General features: G+C 40.3%; 18 protein-coding genes. 10 read left to right on the plus strand and 8 right to left on the minus strand.

Translation table 11 applies throughout. The annotated features are described in order from the left end of the window. Window positions 1–188: integrase core domain-containing protein (locus HLH16_RS14980; RefSeq protein ID WP_016807268.1), on the plus strand; the 188-nt coding region annotated here is incomplete at its 5' end. Between the two features lie 341 nt (window positions 189–529). Here the strand turns inward: HLH16_RS14980 and HLH16_RS14985 are convergent. From HLH16_RS14985 to HLH16_RS14995, 3 genes are all read right to left on the minus strand, one after another. Next, window positions 530–1,105: a xanthine phosphoribosyltransferase gene (locus HLH16_RS14985; protein ID WP_067723750.1), complete on the minus strand. Its 576-nt coding sequence runs from the start codon at window positions 1,103–1,105 to the stop codon at window positions 530–532. 91 nt (window positions 1,106–1,196) lie between these two features. Further along, window positions 1,197–1,910 carry a DUF3108 domain-containing protein gene (locus tag HLH16_RS14990; RefSeq protein ID WP_131290884.1) on the minus strand — a complete coding sequence of 238 codons (714 nt, stop codon included), beginning with the start codon at window positions 1,908–1,910 and terminating at the stop codon, window positions 1,197–1,199. A 164-nt stretch (window positions 1,911–2,074) separates the two neighbouring features. Then, on the minus strand, window positions 2,075–2,752 hold the full coding sequence (locus tag HLH16_RS14995) for a hypothetical protein (protein ID WP_131290886.1): 678 nt from the start codon (window positions 2,750–2,752) through the stop codon (window positions 2,075–2,077). A 245-nt stretch (window positions 2,753–2,997) separates the two neighbouring features. Between HLH16_RS14995 and HLH16_RS15000 the strand changes: the two genes are divergently transcribed. Then, on the plus strand, window positions 2,998–3,876 hold the full coding sequence (locus tag HLH16_RS15000) for an energy transducer TonB (protein ID WP_171529916.1): 879 nt from the start codon (window positions 2,998–3,000) through the stop codon (window positions 3,874–3,876). A 168-nt stretch (window positions 3,877–4,044) separates the two neighbouring features. Here the strand turns inward: HLH16_RS15000 and ybeY are convergent, their stop codons facing one another. From ybeY to miaB, 3 genes are read right to left on the minus strand one after another with little or no spacing between them, the layout of a single operon-like run. Continuing rightward, complete coding sequence (gene ybeY, locus HLH16_RS15005) at window positions 4,045–4,527, minus strand: rRNA maturation RNase YbeY (protein WP_131292370.1); 483 nt, start codon at window positions 4,525–4,527, stop codon at window positions 4,045–4,047. A 20-nt stretch (window positions 4,528–4,547) separates the two neighbouring features. Then, window positions 4,548–5,621, minus strand: a complete 1,074-nt coding sequence (locus HLH16_RS15010) for a PhoH family protein (RefSeq protein WP_214646727.1) — start codon at window positions 5,619–5,621, stop codon at window positions 4,548–4,550. 39 nt (window positions 5,622–5,660) lie between these two features. Further along, a complete protein-coding gene (gene miaB / locus HLH16_RS15015; protein ID WP_171529917.1) occupies window positions 5,661–7,115 on the minus strand; it encodes a tRNA (N6-isopentenyl adenosine(37)-C2)-methylthiotransferase MiaB in 1,455 nt (484 codons plus the stop codon). A gap of 408 nt (window positions 7,116–7,523) precedes the next feature. Here miaB and HLH16_RS15020 point away from each other — a divergent pair, with 408 nt between their 5' ends. From HLH16_RS15020 to HLH16_RS15040, 5 genes are all read left to right on the plus strand, one after another. Further along, the gene (locus HLH16_RS15020) at window positions 7,524–9,443 is read left to right on the plus strand and encodes a lytic transglycosylase domain-containing protein (RefSeq protein ID WP_171529925.1); all 1,920 of its coding nucleotides are present in this window, start codon (window positions 7,524–7,526) and stop codon (window positions 9,441–9,443) included. A 33-nt stretch (window positions 9,444–9,476) separates the two neighbouring features. Continuing rightward, complete coding sequence (locus HLH16_RS15025) at window positions 9,477–10,133, plus strand: ribonuclease T2 family protein (protein WP_171529918.1); 657 nt, start codon at window positions 9,477–9,479, stop codon at window positions 10,131–10,133. A gap of 169 nt (window positions 10,134–10,302) precedes the next feature. Then, a complete protein-coding gene (locus HLH16_RS15030; RefSeq protein WP_171529919.1) occupies window positions 10,303–11,289 on the plus strand; it encodes a malate dehydrogenase in 987 nt (328 codons plus the stop codon). Between the two features lie 167 nt (window positions 11,290–11,456). Then, window positions 11,457–11,705, plus strand: a complete 249-nt coding sequence (locus HLH16_RS15035; RefSeq protein ID WP_171529920.1) for a DUF2789 family protein — start codon at window positions 11,457–11,459, stop codon at window positions 11,703–11,705. 121 nt (window positions 11,706–11,826) lie between these two features. Continuing rightward, a complete protein-coding gene (locus HLH16_RS15040) occupies window positions 11,827–12,084 on the plus strand; it encodes a DUF2789 family protein (RefSeq protein ID WP_502699853.1) in 258 nt (85 codons plus the stop codon). A gap of 76 nt (window positions 12,085–12,160) precedes the next feature. Here HLH16_RS15040 and HLH16_RS15045 read toward each other — a convergent pair whose 3' ends face one another. Next, complete coding sequence (locus HLH16_RS15045) at window positions 12,161–12,688, minus strand: hypothetical protein (protein ID WP_171529921.1); 528 nt, start codon at window positions 12,686–12,688, stop codon at window positions 12,161–12,163. A gap of 91 nt (window positions 12,689–12,779) precedes the next feature. After that, the gene (locus HLH16_RS15050) at window positions 12,780–13,382 is read right to left on the minus strand and encodes a 2OG-Fe(II) oxygenase (protein ID WP_171529922.1); all 603 of its coding nucleotides are present in this window, start codon (window positions 13,380–13,382) and stop codon (window positions 12,780–12,782) included. A gap of 116 nt (window positions 13,383–13,498) precedes the next feature. On the opposite strand from HLH16_RS15050, the gene HLH16_RS15055 reads away from it, so the two are divergent. Genes HLH16_RS15055 through HLH16_RS15065 form a run of 3 tightly spaced genes read left to right on the plus strand, consistent with a single transcriptional unit; the run spans window position 13,499 to window position 16,346 of the window. Beyond that, entirely contained in the window at window positions 13,499–14,356 is an 858-nt protein-coding gene (locus HLH16_RS15055; protein ID WP_131292353.1) for a 23S rRNA (adenine(2030)-N(6))-methyltransferase RlmJ, read from the plus strand. A 45-nt stretch (window positions 14,357–14,401) separates the two neighbouring features. Further along, complete coding sequence (gene pssA, locus HLH16_RS15060) at window positions 14,402–15,229, plus strand: CDP-diacylglycerol--serine O-phosphatidyltransferase (RefSeq protein WP_131292351.1); 828 nt, start codon at window positions 14,402–14,404, stop codon at window positions 15,227–15,229. A gap of 43 nt (window positions 15,230–15,272) precedes the next feature. Continuing rightward, window positions 15,273–16,346: a DUF6670 family protein gene (locus HLH16_RS15065; protein ID WP_171529923.1), complete on the plus strand. Its 1,074-nt coding sequence runs from the start codon at window positions 15,273–15,275 to the stop codon at window positions 16,344–16,346. The last annotated feature ends 393 nt before the right edge of the window (window positions 16,347–16,739 follow it).

Genomic DNA, 16,739 nt, shown 5'->3' on the forward strand with positions numbered 1-16,739 from the left:
ACAAAACAGAGGTGATTGAATATTTAAAAGCAGATTGGCAAGGTTTAGCAGATGTACAACTTGCGACACTAAACTGGGTAGATTGGTTCAATAAAAAGCGTGTACACAGTGCACTGGGTTATGTGTCGCCTTTTGAGTTTGAAGCAATGTACTATGATAAGATTAACCCGTTAGGTCAGGTGGCCTAACTTAAATAAAAAAGTCTCCGACAAACCCGGTACGGTTCATACATAAAATCCATTGAGGATTTGGTAAAAAAAAGTAGATGAAATATTTGCACATGTGTCTATGAGAACACGCATCATCACGCAAACAGATGTAGCTTTAGCAAATCAAAAATCAGCATTAAGTCAGTTTTAATTTAAAGATACTAGGGGATCTGTTCGTCCATGGGAAAGCTGGAAATAATGGGTTTAAGTCAGACTTAGCTATAGTTAATTACATAGATATTTTAACTAAGGAATAATCCCCTAAAGATTAATATAAAAAAAGAGCGCCTAAGCGCTCTTCTTAAAATTCAATTCAAAACTTAATCACGAACAAATTCAACCGTACCATTTTCCAAAGATTTAACGCGTGCTAAAGATTCAACACGGTAACCTTTATCCAGTAACAATTGGCGGCCTGGTTGGAAAGATTTCTCAATCACAATACCAATACCCACAACTTCAGCTTTTGCCTGATGAATTAAATCAGCAAGACCTAAAGCAGCTTGACCATTTGCCAAGAAGTCATCAATGACTAACGCTTTATCGCTAGAGTTGATGTGCTTGTTTGAAATCGCAATGGTGCTTTCGATCTGTTTAGTGAAAGAGAAAACTTTAGAGCGATATAAATCATCTTTTAAAGTTAAAGATTGATATTTACGTGCAAAGATCACAGGCACGCCAAGTTCTAAACCTGCCATTACTGCTGGAGCAATACCAGAAGCTTCGATGGTGATAATCTTCGTGATCCCTGCATCTTTAAAACGAGCAGCAAATTCCTTACCAATTTGCTGCATCAATACAGGGTCAATTTGATGATTCAAGAAAGCATCAACTTTCAGAACTTGATCAGATAGAACGATACCTTCACTTAAGATTTTCTGTTCTAGTGCGTGCACGGGAGAATTCCTCTAAGGGCAGATGCTTTTTCAAGCAAAAGCGTATTTTAAAAAGGCTCTCAAAAAATGCAAGCGAAATTGATCAAATCGATTAATTCGTTAAGCCTTTATAGCCTGTTAACAGCAAACCGTATGATGTTTTGCCATCTTGGTGAGAAACCTTCACTGGAACATAGTCAAGTTTAGGTGCTAACCAGAAAATCGTATCACGGTTTGGTTTATCATGTTTCATCACCACTTTGATGGTGTCAAAGGTACCGTAAGAGGTTTTAACTTTTTCAGTGCCTTGTTTTACAAAGCGACGTGATTCCACTTCTTTGGCATCGGCAATTGCATAGCTTGATTTTAAGCCTGAAGCTTTTAAGTCTTCACGGAGTTGCAATTCAGCATTTAGCTCATCCAGAACACCAGATTTCCAAGCAAAAGAACGTGCTTTGTCATCTTTTTTGGTGTTAATGGTTTTAGCATTTGGATTGAAATTAATGCTCATGGTGTTGTTGTGGATCAAAATTTTGCTGCTTCGGCTAAAGTTGTTTGAAATGATATTGTTACCATTGAAGCTAAAATGGCTGGTTTCCGTTGCAGAAGCAATAGCACCTGCTTTGGCAGCAAAAACATAAGTCCAGTTATTCCCCGACTTGCTTAAAGTGCGAGTTGCCGAGCCCATATTTTTGCCATTATAGCTAAATTGATAACTTGCCTGGAATGGACTCATGGCAAATGCTTGGCTTGAGAAACCAGCAAACAACAGTGTAGTGCTTACACCAGATGCTAACGCGATTGTTTTCAATACATTGTGAGCCATAAGTAGGGTGTTCCTATGAAGTTTGAATAAAGTGCATTTTTTTGCTTGGTTGCTATTATGCGCTTTGATTATGAAGATAAAATTCGAAATTTTGTCCAATCTGTATCTTTATGTAGTTTTTTTCCAGTTAAAAATACAGATTTTAATCATGAAAAAAAATCAGCTTATTTTTGTTTAAGCGGACTGACTTCAGTTTCAGGAAGATCTGCTATATCCCAATCATCTATCGGTTCTTCTGACATTTTTTTAAAGAGCGCGGTCAGATTCACATTGCCCATAACCACCAATTCAGCTTCACGTAAAACTGCATGGTTTACATGGACTTTGGCTAAAGTGTCGATGATGGAACGATTTTTACCTAGCCAGCGGTTTAGGTCTAAATGCAGTAAATCGTCTTTGACCTTAATGACATTGAGCTTTTCCAGAATCATGCCCAAAGGATCTTGATTTAAGACTTTTTGGTAGAAAAATAAAGCAAATTTTACAGCAAGCTTTTGGAATGTATTTTTGTATTTTGCTTCAATTACTTTGGTGTCACTGATTTGTTCAAACACAATAAGCTGAGTGTCTTTATTCAGCTCCATCTGCACCAGTTTTAAATCGACTGAAAGGGTGATGTATAAACCTTTGACATTCATTGTGGCATATAAACGTAGCCAGTCATCATGCAGATCGGCATGTAAATCTTTCAACATAGACACATTGTCGGTGACAAAGCGCTGGAACGTTGCATTCAAAAAAACTTGAGATAATGGAAATTCACGCTCATCTTCAATAAATCCCTCGGCTTTTTGGTACACTTGACGTATACGTTTCGAGATATTGGATATTAGCGTTTGCATATGGCGCATCCTAGCAAGTGAATCTTCTTAGGCTTCGAGAGATGATAGATTTTGTCGAAAAGTATTAAAAATACAAGTATTCAATCTTGCAGTTTAGCAAAATTAATTGCACCATTTTCATGATTTTAATTGTCTACAGTTCACTTGTTGATTGAGTTCTCGTTTTTTATTAAAAAGTGAAGACTGTGTTTATTTTATACTGTTTTATGCAGTTTGGGGACCAGACATTTTGTCGGTTTAATGTGATGCTTAAGAAAATCAGTTTTGCACCTTTCATGAATACATGGTGGAAAGATCCTATTTTCACAAGCGCAGTGATTTTGGCTGCTGTTCTACATTTAATGATTTTGACCTTGCAATTTGCCATGCCGGAAGAAAGTGATGCGGCAGTGAAAGAAATTGCAGTGACTTTACGCCCGAGTAAAGACAAAGTTGAAAATGCTGATTTTCTTGCACAGGCAGATCAACAAGGTTCAGGAACCTTTCGTGAAGCACATCGCATGTCGAGTGATATGCCAGCACCAATGCTTGAGCAAAGTGCAGGTGAGCAACAACAAGAAAGTTTAGAGCGATTACAGCAAAAACGTGAACTCAGCTTTGAAGAAAAAGTCTTAATGACGACTTTAAGCTGGAAGAAGGAAGCCGAACAGAATCAGCGTAAAAAAGCCATGGAAGCGCTGAATAGCCAGTTCCAAGCCAAAGCAGCGATGGTGGCAAGTTTAGAAGCACAATATTTACAACGTCAGCAAAATTTCAGCCGTCAGCAAAAAATTAAAACTGTAGATGGCATTCAAGCTAAGCAGGATATTTCAGCCGCTTATTTAGAAAAATTCCGTCAAAAAGTTGAATTTTACGGTAACCGTTATTATCCCGATGCTGCAAAAGTGCAACGCTTGGCAGGGGAAGTTCGTTTAATGGTGATTCTGAACAGAAATGGCGGGATTCGTGCCATTCGCCTGATTGACAGTTCTGGTCATGCTTTATTGGATGAGGCTGCAAAAACTTCAGTGCGTAAAGCGGCACCCTTTGGTGGTTTTGATCAAGGCATGAAAGATATTTCAGAACTGCGTATTGTCCGGACCTGGCGTTTTGATCCTGCTGAAGCAGAGTTTGAGGTGCGTTGATTTTTTTAATTTCTTCTCATTTAATCAAGAGAAAATCATTGTTTAGCTTCTAGATTTTGAATCGTTAGATCTCTCCCTTGTAGAATAGTGTTCCTCATCTCAAAAGGAGAAGGAACATTTTAAAGAAATAAAAAGCGAGCCTCAGCCCGCTTTTTTATTGAATGAATTTTAATCTTGCTCGGTATAAGGATTTTCAAAACCTAACTTTGCTAAAATCTGAATTTCCAGACCTTCCATTTCTTCAGCGTCTTCATCTGAAGTTTCATGGTCATAACCCATTAAATGCAATGTGCCATGAACTAGCATATGGGTGAAATGCTCAATTGGTGTTTTGTTCTGATCAATGGCTTCTTGCAAAACCACAGGAATACAAATCACTAAATCACCAATGGGGAAGGCATCTAAATATTCAGCCATTTCATCTGGAATGTCGCTTGGGAAAGACAACACATTGGTGGGTTTATCTTTTTGACGATATTCCAGATTAAGCTTATGACTTTCGTCATTATCGACACAGGCAATGCCGATTTCGCAATTACTTTGTGTACCGATATAACGTAAAGCTGTTTCTACAACTTTTTTAATGTAGGCACGTTTCAAGACCAGTTCAGGGGCTTGAAAGTCCTGTTGTAGGGAAAGACTAAGTTTCAAAATGAATCCTTATTTAAAGCTCACTGCTGTGCATCGGCAGCAGCATCATTTTCAGCGATTAAGGCCTCTTGACGCGCTTTACGTTCTGCCCGAGCTTCAGCACTTAAACGCTGTTGTTCACTGTCCCAACCCTCATAGGCTTCAACAATTTTTTGTACCAATTGATGACGCACCACATCACGAGAGTGGAAACGGGTAATATGAATTTCCGGAATTTTATCAATCACACGTAAAGCGTGTGATAAACCTGATTGCTGACCACGCGGTAAATCGACCTGAGTCACGTCACCGGTAATCACTGCACGAGAACCAAAACCTAAACGGGTCAGGAACATTTTCATCTGTTCAGGAGTGGTATTTTGTGCCTCATCTAGAATGACGAAAGAATGATTCAGGGTACGACCACGCATATAGGCGAGGGGCGCGACTTCAATCACCTGACGTTCAATCAGTTTGGCGACTTTTTCAAAGCCCAGCATTTCATACAGGGCATCGTAAAGGGGGCGTAAATAGGGGTCGATTTTCTGGCTTAAATCACCCGGTAGAAAACCGAGTTTTTCACCGGCTTCAACCGCAGGACGCACAAGCAGGATACGCTGAATTTCATTGCGTTCCAGCATATCGACTGCCGCTGCCACGGCCAGATAAGTTTTACCTGTCCCGGCAGGACCAATACCGAATGAAATATCGCTCTGTAAAATACGTTGCACATAGCGTTTTTGGTTCGCGCCGCGCGGGTTAATACGACCTTTACGGGTTTGTAACCAGACTTCATCCAGTCCGGTATGTTCTTGGTGTTCATCAATCTGTAATTCACGGTCAGTTTGACTGCCCTGAATCATCAAATGCAATGTGTCAGCGCTAATTTGCTGGGTAATTTCAGTTTCTTCATACAGACGCATCAAGAGGGTTTCGGCTCTCTCTACTGCATCGAGCTCCCCATCGATGAAAAATACATCACCTCGATGGGAAATTTGGACATCTAAACGTTGTTCGATTTGTTTCAAGTGACCGTTATAAGCACCCAGCATGCCTTTTAAACGCTCCATTGAAACACCAGGAAAATTTACTGTACGTCGAATCGCTGCAGTCAAGAGAATTCCTTATAAAATGATCTTACTGATCACCTTACATTACGCCACGTCAGGCTCAAGATTCAATAGCTCACCGTAAACAAAATTCAAAGTTTTAATTTCGGTGATTTCAATCTCTGCGAAACGCCCAACCCAAGCCGGATCACCAATGAAGGAGACATAACGGGTGTTATCGGCAGTACCGACCAGCAGGTTCGGATCCTTGTCAGAAACATTTTCAATCAAGACACGTTGAATTGTTCCCAGCATGGCATCTGTTTTATCAATGCTTGAACGCTTGATCCATTTTTGTACTTTGCCAAGACGTTCTTTTTTCACATCTTCAGGGGTGCTGTCCGGTAATTCAGAGGCTGGCGTACCCGGACGTTTTGAATAAATGAAGCTGTAAGAATGGTCGAAATCCAAATCTTGAATGAATTGATAGGTCTCTTCAAAGTTTTCGTCGGTTTCGCCTGGGAAGCCAATAATAAAGTCTGAAGATAAATGTATATCAGGGCGGACTGCACGTAACTTTTTAATCTTCTCGATATAGACATCGATGGTGTGGTTACGTTTCATTGCCTGCAATACATCGTTTGAACCACTTTGTACTGGCAAATGCAGATGTGAAACCATTTGTGGTAAATCACGGTAGCATTGAATCAGGTCATCATTAAATTCAAGCGGATGTGAAGTGGTATAACGCAAACGACCAATCCCCGGAATTTGAGCGACTAAACGCAGTAAATCGGCGAAGGTACAGATATTGCCTTCAAATGTTTCACCACGGTAGCCATTGACGTTCTGACCAAGAAGTGAAATTTCACGCACGCCTTTTTCAGCCAGACCTGCAATTTCAGCAAGCACATCATCTAAAGGACGAGAAACTTCCTCACCACGGGTATAAGGCACTACGCAGAAAGAACAGTATTTTGAACAACCTTCCATAATCGAAACAAAAGCTTTGTAACCTTCAACACGCGGTTCAGGTAAAAAGTCGAATTTTTCGATGTCTGGGAATGAAATATCCACCAGCTTGATTTTATCTTTCTTTGGTTTTTCAATTTGATCGCTATGCTGATCCAGCATTTGCGGCAAACGGTGCAAGGTTTGTGGACCAAAAACCATATCGACATAAGGTGCACGTTTTTGAATGTTGTCGCCTTCTTGCGAAGCCACACAACCACCAACCCCAATCACCAGATCCGGATTTTTTTCTTTCAGTTTGCGCCATCGACCCAGTTCAGAGAACACTTTTTCTTGGGCTTTTTCACGAATCGAACAGGTATTCATCAGCAGAATATCAGCTTCCTTCGGATCGGTCGTTAACACATAACCGTGTGAGTCGCCCAACAGGTCTGCCATACGATGACTGTCATACTCATTCATCTGACACCCTTGCGTTTCGATATACAGTTTTTTCACTGATCCGTCGGCTGGGGTGTGCTGTGGCTGGGTAACAGTGTTTTCTGAAGCAGCTTGGGCACTATTTGGAATGAAGGTTTGAACCGTCATGTAGGCTCCTAAAGGATAAATCGATGAAATCGCAATTTAAGATTTTCCATGTTTTGGGTAGGGCTAGCAGTATTTTCTATTTTATTTCAACAGTTAGCTGAAAGTCATTCAGGAAGATGATGCTGGCTGTAATCTTTAAAAGTTGCGATTCGAATACAAGAAAGGCGCATATTTTAGCAGGAATCGCGGCTAAACTTATAGATATAAATAAACCGACAAGAAGATTGATTTATACAGTAAAAATGCTTGAAAATTAATATTGCCTAATCATAAGGTTACACAACAGAACAGTAGAGTAGTTTAATAATAATTAAACTATTCAAAAATGATTAGGTGCGACCAAGGCAATACTAAATGACAGAAGGTAAGCATATGTTTAATCGGGTAATCAATAAAAAATATTATAAAATGCTTGCTTTAAGTCTGGCATCGACAGGTTTCGTTTCTATTACTCATGCGGCAGATGAGCAATTTAATGCTGCTTTACAAGCGGCTAATGCTGGAAATATTGGATTATTACAACAATACCAAGCCTCTATGCAAAATGATGTGCTAGGTTATTACCCTGAATATTGGTCACTGAACGCGAATTTATCTGCACAACCTTCCAGTAATATTGTGAATTTCGCACAGCGTTATCCGCAATCCGCCATGGCCGAAAAACTGGCAGCGGATTATGTCGAAGAAAAAGTAAAACAGGCCGATTTTGTAACCGCACAACCGGTTTTGCAGTATGTGACCAATCCGGATCAGGCTGAAAGCTGTGCAGTGGCACAAGTTCGTGCAAAGTCAGGCGATCCGCTGGTTTTTGCTGAATATAAAGATGTTTGGTTGACGACCAATGCACAGCCTGAATCATGTACCAGTTTGGGACGCATGATGCTTTCTAGTCCACTCATGACCGAGCAGGATAGACAGCAACGTCTGTGGGGACAGCTGCGCGCAGGTCAGTCTGGTCAGGCTTTGGCTACGGCACAGACTTTGGGCATGAGTTTATCGCTCGCGCAACTCAATCAAATTCAAGCCAATCCCTTAAATTACTTATGGTCTGCGCCTAAGGCATCGACTGCTGATCATGCCTATTTAGTTTTTGCGATGGGACGTTTAGCAGATAGTGATTTAAATACTGCAATATCTTCAGTACAAAATGCTGCACAAGGCACACCGCTACAAGTGCAAAAAGCCTTATACCGTGCTGTGGGCTATATTGGCGGCACCACGGTGATGAAAAACAACTTCAATCGTGAAGTGCTGAATTATCTGGATGCCAGTTATGGATTGCCATTCAGTTCAGAAGAGGCAGAAATTTATGCTCGTCAAGCTATTCGTTTTAGTAGCTGGGAAAGTTTAATTCGTGCCATTGATGCTATGAGTGTGACCCAAAAACAGGAAGATCGTTGGCAATATTGGTTGGCACGTGCATCAGAGCAGCGTGGAGACGCCAACTCTAAACGTACTGCACAGGAAATCTTTAAAAAATTGGCGCAAGGTGATGATTACCACAATTTATTGGCCAAAGATAAACTGGGACAAAGTTACAACAATATTCCAAATAATGTTCAACCCTCAAATAGTGATGTGCAGCGCTTAAGCCAGGATATTCATTTTAGCCGTGCTTTTGCATTACGCCGTGTCAATGCACCGGATAATTATATTAATCGCGAATGGAACTGGGCAGTCCGTCAGGCCTATTTAAAACATGATGATGGCTTACTGCTTGCCGCAGCGAAACGCGCCACAGATATGGGTTGGTATGACCGGGCAATCTATGCGGCGGATCGTACTGAAAATAAACATAATTATTCATATCGTTATGCCATGCCGCACCAAAACTATGTGGTGAGCCATAGTCGTAATGCAGGGATCGATCCGGCATGGGCGTATGGGCTGATGCGTCAAGAAAGTCGTTTTAATACTGGTGCACGTTCACATGTGGGCGCGGGTGGTCTGATGCAGATTATGCCGGATACCGCAAAACTGGTGGCACGTCAGATGGGGGAAACTTATAACCCAGCGGCATTAACGGATATGAATACCAATATTCGTTATGGCACCTTTTATTTATCCATGATTCAAAGTCAGTTGAGCAGTAGTCCTGTTCTGGCTACAGCAGGTTATAACGCAGGTCCAAACCGGGCACGTCGCTGGCAGCCCGATTCGCAGTCGATTGCCGCGGATCAATATACCGAAACCATTCCACTCACGGAAACGCGTGATTATGTAAAACATGTGATGACCAACGCAACGCATTATGGGGTGTTGCTTGGACAAGGGGCGCAATCTATTGAAAAAAGAATGAATATCATTCCATTGAGAATAAATCCTTAAATTTTAATTTTGTTGATGGGGTTTGAGTTATTAATGATTGTTTTTGACTACACGCCAGTTTTAGCCAGGTTGGCACTGTTCGTCGTGAGCGGTGCAGGACTGGGGCTGTCTTCATCTCATATTTTTGCAGCACCAGTGCAAGGGTATGTGATGGTGGTACAAATGACGCCTGCGGTGTGTATGTTGGATAATCAAAAATCAAAAAAACGAAAATGTTTAGAAGGTTATTCTCTTAATATTTCAGGTTTATTGCCCGAAACTTCAGAACCAGAGTGTAAAACGGCAGCTTCAGCAGCCTTATCACCCTTACAAGCGAAAGTCGTGGCACGCATCATGCCGGATGAGAGTGCACGAGTTCAACTCTGGCAGGCGATAGGGGGGTGTGTGCCGATGAATGCGAGTCAATATTTTCGTACTGTAATTAATTATGCAGAACGTCTTAAAGTGCCTGCTGAACTCACCAGTCCTGAAAATCGAACCATACATATCAGCAATCTTCGTTTGCAGTTTTTACGTTTAAATCCGGCTATGCCTGTGAGTGCAATTAAGTTTAATTGCGCAGCGGTGAATGGAATGCCCATTCTGACAGAGGTCAAACTTTGTTATAAACCTAATGGACGGTACAAACAGTGTTCAACAACAGTTGAAACGAATTGTCCAAACTCTTTCACCATAAAAGGTTCTTATTAATCTTTTCGGCATATTTTATTTATATTTCCTATCAGACTTTTGTTGAAGTTCTATCTCTTTTGCATGCATCAGTCCAATGATTGGAGTACAATCTTCGGCGTTTATGATTATTAGATTAAATGGACTAACTATTTAATCGCATTGACTATCCTCAATTGGAGATAATTAGATGAAGCAAGCCGTTCGTGTTGCCGTTACTGGTGCTGCAGGTCAAATTGGTTATAGCTTACTATTCCGTATCGCAAGCGGCGAGATGCTAGGTAAAGATCAACCGGTTATTTTACAATTGCTCGAAGTTCCTTTTGAAAAAGCTCAACAAGCGCTTAAAGGCGTAATGATGGAACTTCAAGACTGTGCATTCCCTCTTTTAGAAGGAATGATCGGTACTGATGATCCTAAAGTTGCATTCAAAGATGCTGACTACGCGTTATTGGTAGGTTCACGTCCACGTGGTCCAGGTATGGAACGTGCTGACTTATTAAAAGTAAACGGTGAAATCTTCATCGGTCAAGGTCAAGCATTGAACGAAGTTGCTAGCCGTGACGTTAAAGTTCTAGTTGTTGGTAACCCTGCAAACACGAATGCTTACATCGCTATGAAATCTGCTCCAGATCTTCCAGCGAAAAACTTCACTGCAATGTTACGTCTTGACCACAACCGTGCTGCATCTCAAATTGCTGCTAAAACTGGTAAAGCGGTTAAAGACATCAAAAATCTTACAGTTTGGGGTAACCACTCTCCAACAATGTATGCTGACTACCGTTTTGCAACAATCAACGGCGAAAGTGTTAAAGACATGATCAACGACCAAGAATGGAATGCAAACACATTCCTTCCGACTGTTGGTAAACGTGGTGCTGCGATCATCGAAGCACGTGGTTTGTCTTCTGCTGCTTCTGCTGCAAATGCTGCAATCGACCATATGCGCGATTGGGCTCTTGGCACAAACGGCGAATGGGTAACCATGGGTATTCCTTCTGACGGTTCTTATGGTATTCCTGAAGGCGTGATGTTCGGTTTCCCTGTAACAACTGAAAATGGCGAATACAAAATCGTTCAAGGTCTTGAAATCGACGAATTCAGCCAAGAACGTATTAACTTCACGTTGAACGAACTTGAAGAAGAGCGCGCAGCAATTGCTGACATGCTTAAATAATTTAATCTTCTAGATTAAGTTAAAAAAGCACTCCATCTGGGGTGCTTTTTTTATGCTTGCAATTTACGGTTGAACAAAAAATAACAAGCTGTGATGCAGTAATAACTGAATTTTTAGGCGTTTTAGTCTAATTTGAAGACTAATAATAACGGCTTAAGGATAATGACATGTTTGATCAGCAACCCACATTGGAACTCTTGTTTGAACAATTGGGTCTCGACGCGAGCCAGGAAGCCATTGACCAGTTCATAGAGACTCATCAATTGACCATGGATGTCGCTTTGCATCACGCTCCATTCTGGACGCCAGCACAGCATGATTTCCTGATCAGTCATTGGAAAAAGGATGATGACTGGGCGATGGTGGTGGATATCTTGAATGAGCAATTACATACTGAATATCAGCTACATAAATAAGATAAATTTTTAATCACAAATTGAAACAACATAATTAAAGGGATGACTATTTTTTTTCTGATATTTCTTATAAGTTAATTGAATAATAAATGACAATTTAACGAATAAGGAGTTTGCAAAGATGATGAGTAATAAACCATCCTTAGAATTATTGTTTTCGCAGTTGGGATTGGCCAATAGCCCTGCAGCCATTGAGCTTTTTATACGTACCCATCAATTACCTGCAAATCAAAATTTACACGATGCACCTTTTTGGAGTAAATCTCAGCGTGAATTTCTGATTCGATATCTGGTCGAAGATGCGGATGAGTGGGTCATCTGGATTGATGAACTGAATCAGCAATTGCATATGAATGCCAATAAATTACAAATGGCTTAAAGTTGGAATAAATTTTTTAAAAAGCATACTCAAATAAAAAACTCTCCATTTTAGGAGAGTTTTTTATTTTCTGGAATTAGTGCAATTTGCTTTGCAGTAGTTTCACAAACCAAATTTCTTCACGTACCACCCTAAACGAAGGATGCTGCTGTACTAGTTCTAAATCAAAGTCCGCAGATTTACTGTATTTGGTTAACCAATGTCGAGTTAATGCGATTTGATTTTTAGAAACCGATGCATAAGCAAGGAAAAAATAGATATCACTGTGTTCATGTTGCGATAGCGGTTTTAAAATCTGCTGGGTAATTAAAGCAAAACGCTGTTCCTTGGTGATCTCGAAATACAGCATATAGGCTTTAGCCAGATGTAAAGACAGATTCAAATACGTACGCATCGGCATTTCTTCATATTCAATCCGTGCCTGCTCTAAAAGAACCACGGCCTCTTGCAGAAAATGAATCTGTTCTTGACGTGAATTGCTTATCACCACCAGTTGTAAACGTAAATCAGCACGTTCTAAGGCGAGATCCGGCGTATTGTTTTCCAAATACAATTGATCTGTCTCACCGATACGCTCGATAATTTTTTTTGTATTTTCAAACATTAGCCAATACCTCATTGATGAATAATCAGTATATAGGGGCGAAACCAGGAATTTAAAGGTAAAAGCAGCATCCTGCTTTTATAATAAACAATTAGAACAAGACATTATCACTACGCAACCATGCGGTAATCGATAAGCGTTGATGCTTGGCTTTAATCACTTCATGCAATAAATCGCTTTGGAACATGGCAATACAATTCGGTTTGGGGTGAATGGTATGCCATTGCCCGTTTTTGTCCTCTAGATGCAATTCTCCACCCCAGTCATCTTGCCAGTCTTCATGTAAATAATAGACCGTAGAAATAATACGACCATTTTTACCCTGTGGATTGTCGCGATGCAAAGCGTAATATTCTCCCGCGTTATAGCAGGCAAAATGTGCTTCGACTTCTTGTATGCCTAAATAGAAATTACGGTTTAATAGTTGAGAGATTTCTTTAAGCGTTTCAATGTGATGTTGTGCGATTTCTAGTTCTTCGCCAATCCATAGAATATGGTCACTGCGGATTTTACTGACGACACCACTTTGAATGGCCGCATCGCGAAAACGATTTAAATTAGAGGTGCATTCTTCAACTAAAGCATCTACATAGTCTTGAGGGTAGGCATTGTCAATAAGGGTAAAACCGTGTTGATCTAAATCTTCAATAATCTGATCAACATTCCATGACTTTGGGAGGGGAATTGCATCCATACACATATACTCAAATACAATCTAGAGAAAGGTGAGGTATTCTAGAGCAAGATATCCTTCGGAATGAAACATTTTTTCATGCTAAAATGTCGGTTGATTACAGGAATTAAAGAAACATGAATTACCGTCACCATTTCCATGCAGGCAACTTTGCCGATGTTATGAAGCATGTGTTATTGCTCCAACTTTTAGCACGTTTAAATGCCAAAGATAAACCATATCGCTATATCGATACGCATGGTGGTGCAGGTAAATATGATTTATCTACCTCTGCTGCACAAAAATCAGGTGAGTTTTTAAATGGTATTCATCGTTTAGTAAAGCTTGATGATTCAATTATCCGTAATGCTCCGGAAGGTGTGAAGCAATATCTTAAAATCGTTGAAGATATGCGTGCCGGTTCAGGCAAAGGCGCTTATCCAGGTTCGCCTTGGTTTGCACTAGAAGGTATGCGCGATATTGATAAAGCAACGATCTTTGAAATGCAAAAAGAAGTTTTTCAAGAATTGTATTTCAATATTCGTGACCGCCGTGCAGGTCTGCATGAACGTGATGCTTATGAAGGTCTGTTAGGGGTTATTCCGCCGAAAGAAAAACGCGGTTTGGTGATGATTGACCCGCCTTACGAATTAGAACGTAAAGATTTCCCTCAATTGGTAGAATTGCTTGCTGCTGCACACAAAAAATGGCCGACAGGTTGTTTTGCAGTTTGGTATCCAATTAAAGACCGAGCCATGATTGATCGTTTTGAGAAGAAAATGATGAAAACCGGTATTCGCCGTCAATTGGTGTGTGAAATTTGTGTATGGCCCGATGATACCCCAGTCGGTTTAAATGGTTGTGGTTTACTTGTGATTAATCCACCTTGGAAGTTTTCTGAGGATGCTGATGAAGCACTACAATGGTTATTCCCGCATTTACGCATGAGTGAAAATGGTGGGCATGCCGCTGTACGCTGGTTGGTTGGCGAATAAGATATACCTTTAAGAGAGATACGGTTACAGTTAGGATCGACAAGAATGACAAGTATAAATAAACCTGAAAGTGAATCTTCTACACGTGATGAACATAGTTTTGATGGCATCACTTTTGAAGTGGAAGAAGAAGAGCAAACCCATGAGGGACAAAAGGTGAAACGTCGTGGCATCTATCTGTGGCCGAATCTGATCACGACAGCAGCATTGCTGTCGGGGTTTTACTCGATTATCGCCAGTATGAATGGTGATTTTACCCAAGCGATTTACGCTATTTTTCTTGCAGCGTTGTTAGATGGTTTAGATGGTCGGGTTGCTCGTGCGATTGGTGCACAAAGTGCTTTTGGCGAACAATATGACTCTTTGTCCGACTTGTTAGCATTTGGTGTGGCACCGGCTATTTTAATGTATAGCTGGAGCTTGCATGATTTAGGTCGTATCGGTCTGGCATGTTGTTTTGTTTATACCGCATGTGCCGCATTCCGCTTAGCCCGTTTCAATGTACAGATTGGCGTGGTCGATAAACGCTATTTTATTGGTGTTGCAAGTCCGTTGGCTGCCATTTTGATTATCACCATGGTTTGGGTCGGGCGTGATTTCCCTGCAATTTTTGATTTGCGTGAAGTCGGTATTCAAATCATCAATGCTGTACTCATTGTTGCAGTCGGCTTGTTGATGATCTCAAATATTAAATATTATTCATTTAAGACTTTTGACCGTAAACGCGTGCCTTTTGTGGTGTTACCGATCGCTGTATTTATCTTTGCTGCGATTACTTATAATATTCCGGTAGGGATTTTAGTGATTTCTATTATCTACGCACTCTCTGGTTTCGTAACGACATTCATGGCCAGAAAAAACACCCCCATATAAAAATGAGACCTCTATTATACTGAAAATAAAAAAGGAGCATGGTATGCAGTTGTTTCAAGATTTATTTGATCAGTCTAAACAACTCAATCAGGCTCCATCTCAGGCGCAGTTGGCTTATCATGCGCAAAAAGGTCGCTATAAAATTATTCATCAAGGCTTGATGATTCCGAATTTGCCAGCGCCATTACATTATTTAAACTTTTTAAGTGTGATTGGTCAGCCCAATGTCCCCATGCTTCGCAATGAAAGTGCCATTCATTCCACTGCTTTAGATACAGCGACCATTATTGCCAGTGTCAGCCCACATATGAGGGGGCAATTAAATTCCTATTCTGTTGAAAAAGAATGTCAGTTTAAAAAAGAATATTTCAAATTTGCAGATCGGGAATTGATTTCAGGACGTTTTCCGCATTTTCGGATTCAGCGCGAAGATAAAGAACTGAGTTTTGATTTATCGGTGACCACCAGTAATATTATTTCTTATTTTACCAAATTACGTATGGGCTTGGCGGATCACTGGTCTGCATTGTGTCAATGTGAAGGTCGGATTGTCTATAAAGGGCAGAAATTTGAAATTCAGCAAATGGGCTGTTTTGAATATGCTCGTTCGATTAACTTTTCCTATTTGCCATTAGCATTTTTTACTTATCAAATTATTAATCTGGAAAATAATCGTCAGCTGTTGTTAGCCCAAATTCGTGACCCTTTTAATAGCATTGTGCAATCACGTTTGTATTTACGGGATGCCAAGACGGGTGTGGCACAAATGTTCGATGATCATGTCCGTTTTAAAGTCCATCGTGTTTATCCGAAGGTGAAAACACCGAATGGACAGTACATGTATTTGCCGCGTGAATTTGAGTGGGGTTATGAAGGAAAAGATGGCACCTGTATTTCAGTTCAGGCACAAAGTCGCGGAGATTTTAAATTTGGTTTGGCTGCCGGTTATGTCGGTAGCTTTAAATATCAGATCAAAATTAATTATCATGAAGAAATTGGCGAAAGTGGCTATTGTGAATATATCGATTGTCGTTCATTGAACTGGCAGGAAAAAGATAAAGAAGAAAAAATGCGTGATGAATTGGTCAACACAGTACCTTTTGCGTGCAAAAAATAAGAAAACCCCATTATTTTGAAGAATAAATGCACAGTCGAAGCGTTATTTCTAAAATAATGCGTAAAAGGGGTTGTGTCTGGTCTGAAATGCTGTAGAATGCACATCCATCGGCGGTGATGTTGATTAAAACTTGTTGAGAAACAAGGATTTAGCCTGAGTGGTGTGAATCTGGAAGTCTTGAAGAAGTTTAAAAATAATCAATAAAACCTGTTGACTTTTTAGAGATAGAGAGTAATATAGCCGACCTAGCTTGCTGCTGACGAAGTAGTAAGAAGATCATTAAGAGATTATGAAGAACAACTTGTGTGGATTTTTACTGGTTGATCGATCGAAATTATTTTCATTGATTGATGGTAGAAATTACTCGAAGTTTATTTGAGAAATATTTGTCAG

Origin of the sequence: Acinetobacter sp. ANC 5378 (genome assembly GCF_013004315.1) — a bacterium.
Taxonomy (GTDB): Bacteria; Pseudomonadota; Gammaproteobacteria; order Pseudomonadales; family Moraxellaceae; genus Acinetobacter.

Coding starts and splice junctions, on each gene's coding strand:
- HLH16_RS14990 (WP_131290884.1), bottom strand. CDS start 1,910: ATGGCTCACAATGTATTGAAAACAATCGCGTTAGCATCTGGTGTAAGC.
- HLH16_RS14995 (WP_131290886.1), bottom strand. CDS start 2,752: ATGCAAACGCTAATATCCAATATCTCGAAACGTATACGTCAAGTGTAC.
- HLH16_RS15000 (WP_171529916.1), top strand. CDS start 2,998: ATGCTTAAGAAAATCAGTTTTGCACCTTTCATGAATACATGGTGGAAA.
- miaB (WP_171529917.1), bottom strand. CDS start 7,115: ATGACGGTTCAAACCTTCATTCCAAATAGTGCCCAAGCTGCTTCAGAA.
- HLH16_RS15020 (WP_171529925.1), top strand. CDS start 7,524: ATGCTTGCTTTAAGTCTGGCATCGACAGGTTTCGTTTCTATTACTCAT.
- HLH16_RS15025 (WP_171529918.1), top strand. CDS start 9,477: ATGATTGTTTTTGACTACACGCCAGTTTTAGCCAGGTTGGCACTGTTC.
- HLH16_RS15030 (WP_171529919.1), top strand. CDS start 10,303: ATGAAGCAAGCCGTTCGTGTTGCCGTTACTGGTGCTGCAGGTCAAATT.
- HLH16_RS15035 (WP_171529920.1), top strand. CDS start 11,457: ATGTTTGATCAGCAACCCACATTGGAACTCTTGTTTGAACAATTGGGT.
- HLH16_RS15040 (WP_502699853.1), top strand. CDS start 11,827: ATGATGAGTAATAAACCATCCTTAGAATTATTGTTTTCGCAGTTGGGA.
- HLH16_RS15045 (WP_171529921.1), bottom strand. CDS start 12,688: ATGTTTGAAAATACAAAAAAAATTATCGAGCGTATCGGTGAGACAGAT.
- HLH16_RS15050 (WP_171529922.1), bottom strand. CDS start 13,382: ATGGATGCAATTCCCCTCCCAAAGTCATGGAATGTTGATCAGATTATT.
- HLH16_RS15055 (WP_131292353.1), top strand. CDS start 13,499: ATGAATTACCGTCACCATTTCCATGCAGGCAACTTTGCCGATGTTATG.
- pssA (WP_131292351.1), top strand. CDS start 14,402: ATGACAAGTATAAATAAACCTGAAAGTGAATCTTCTACACGTGATGAA.
- HLH16_RS15065 (WP_171529923.1), top strand. CDS start 15,273: ATGCAGTTGTTTCAAGATTTATTTGATCAGTCTAAACAACTCAATCAG.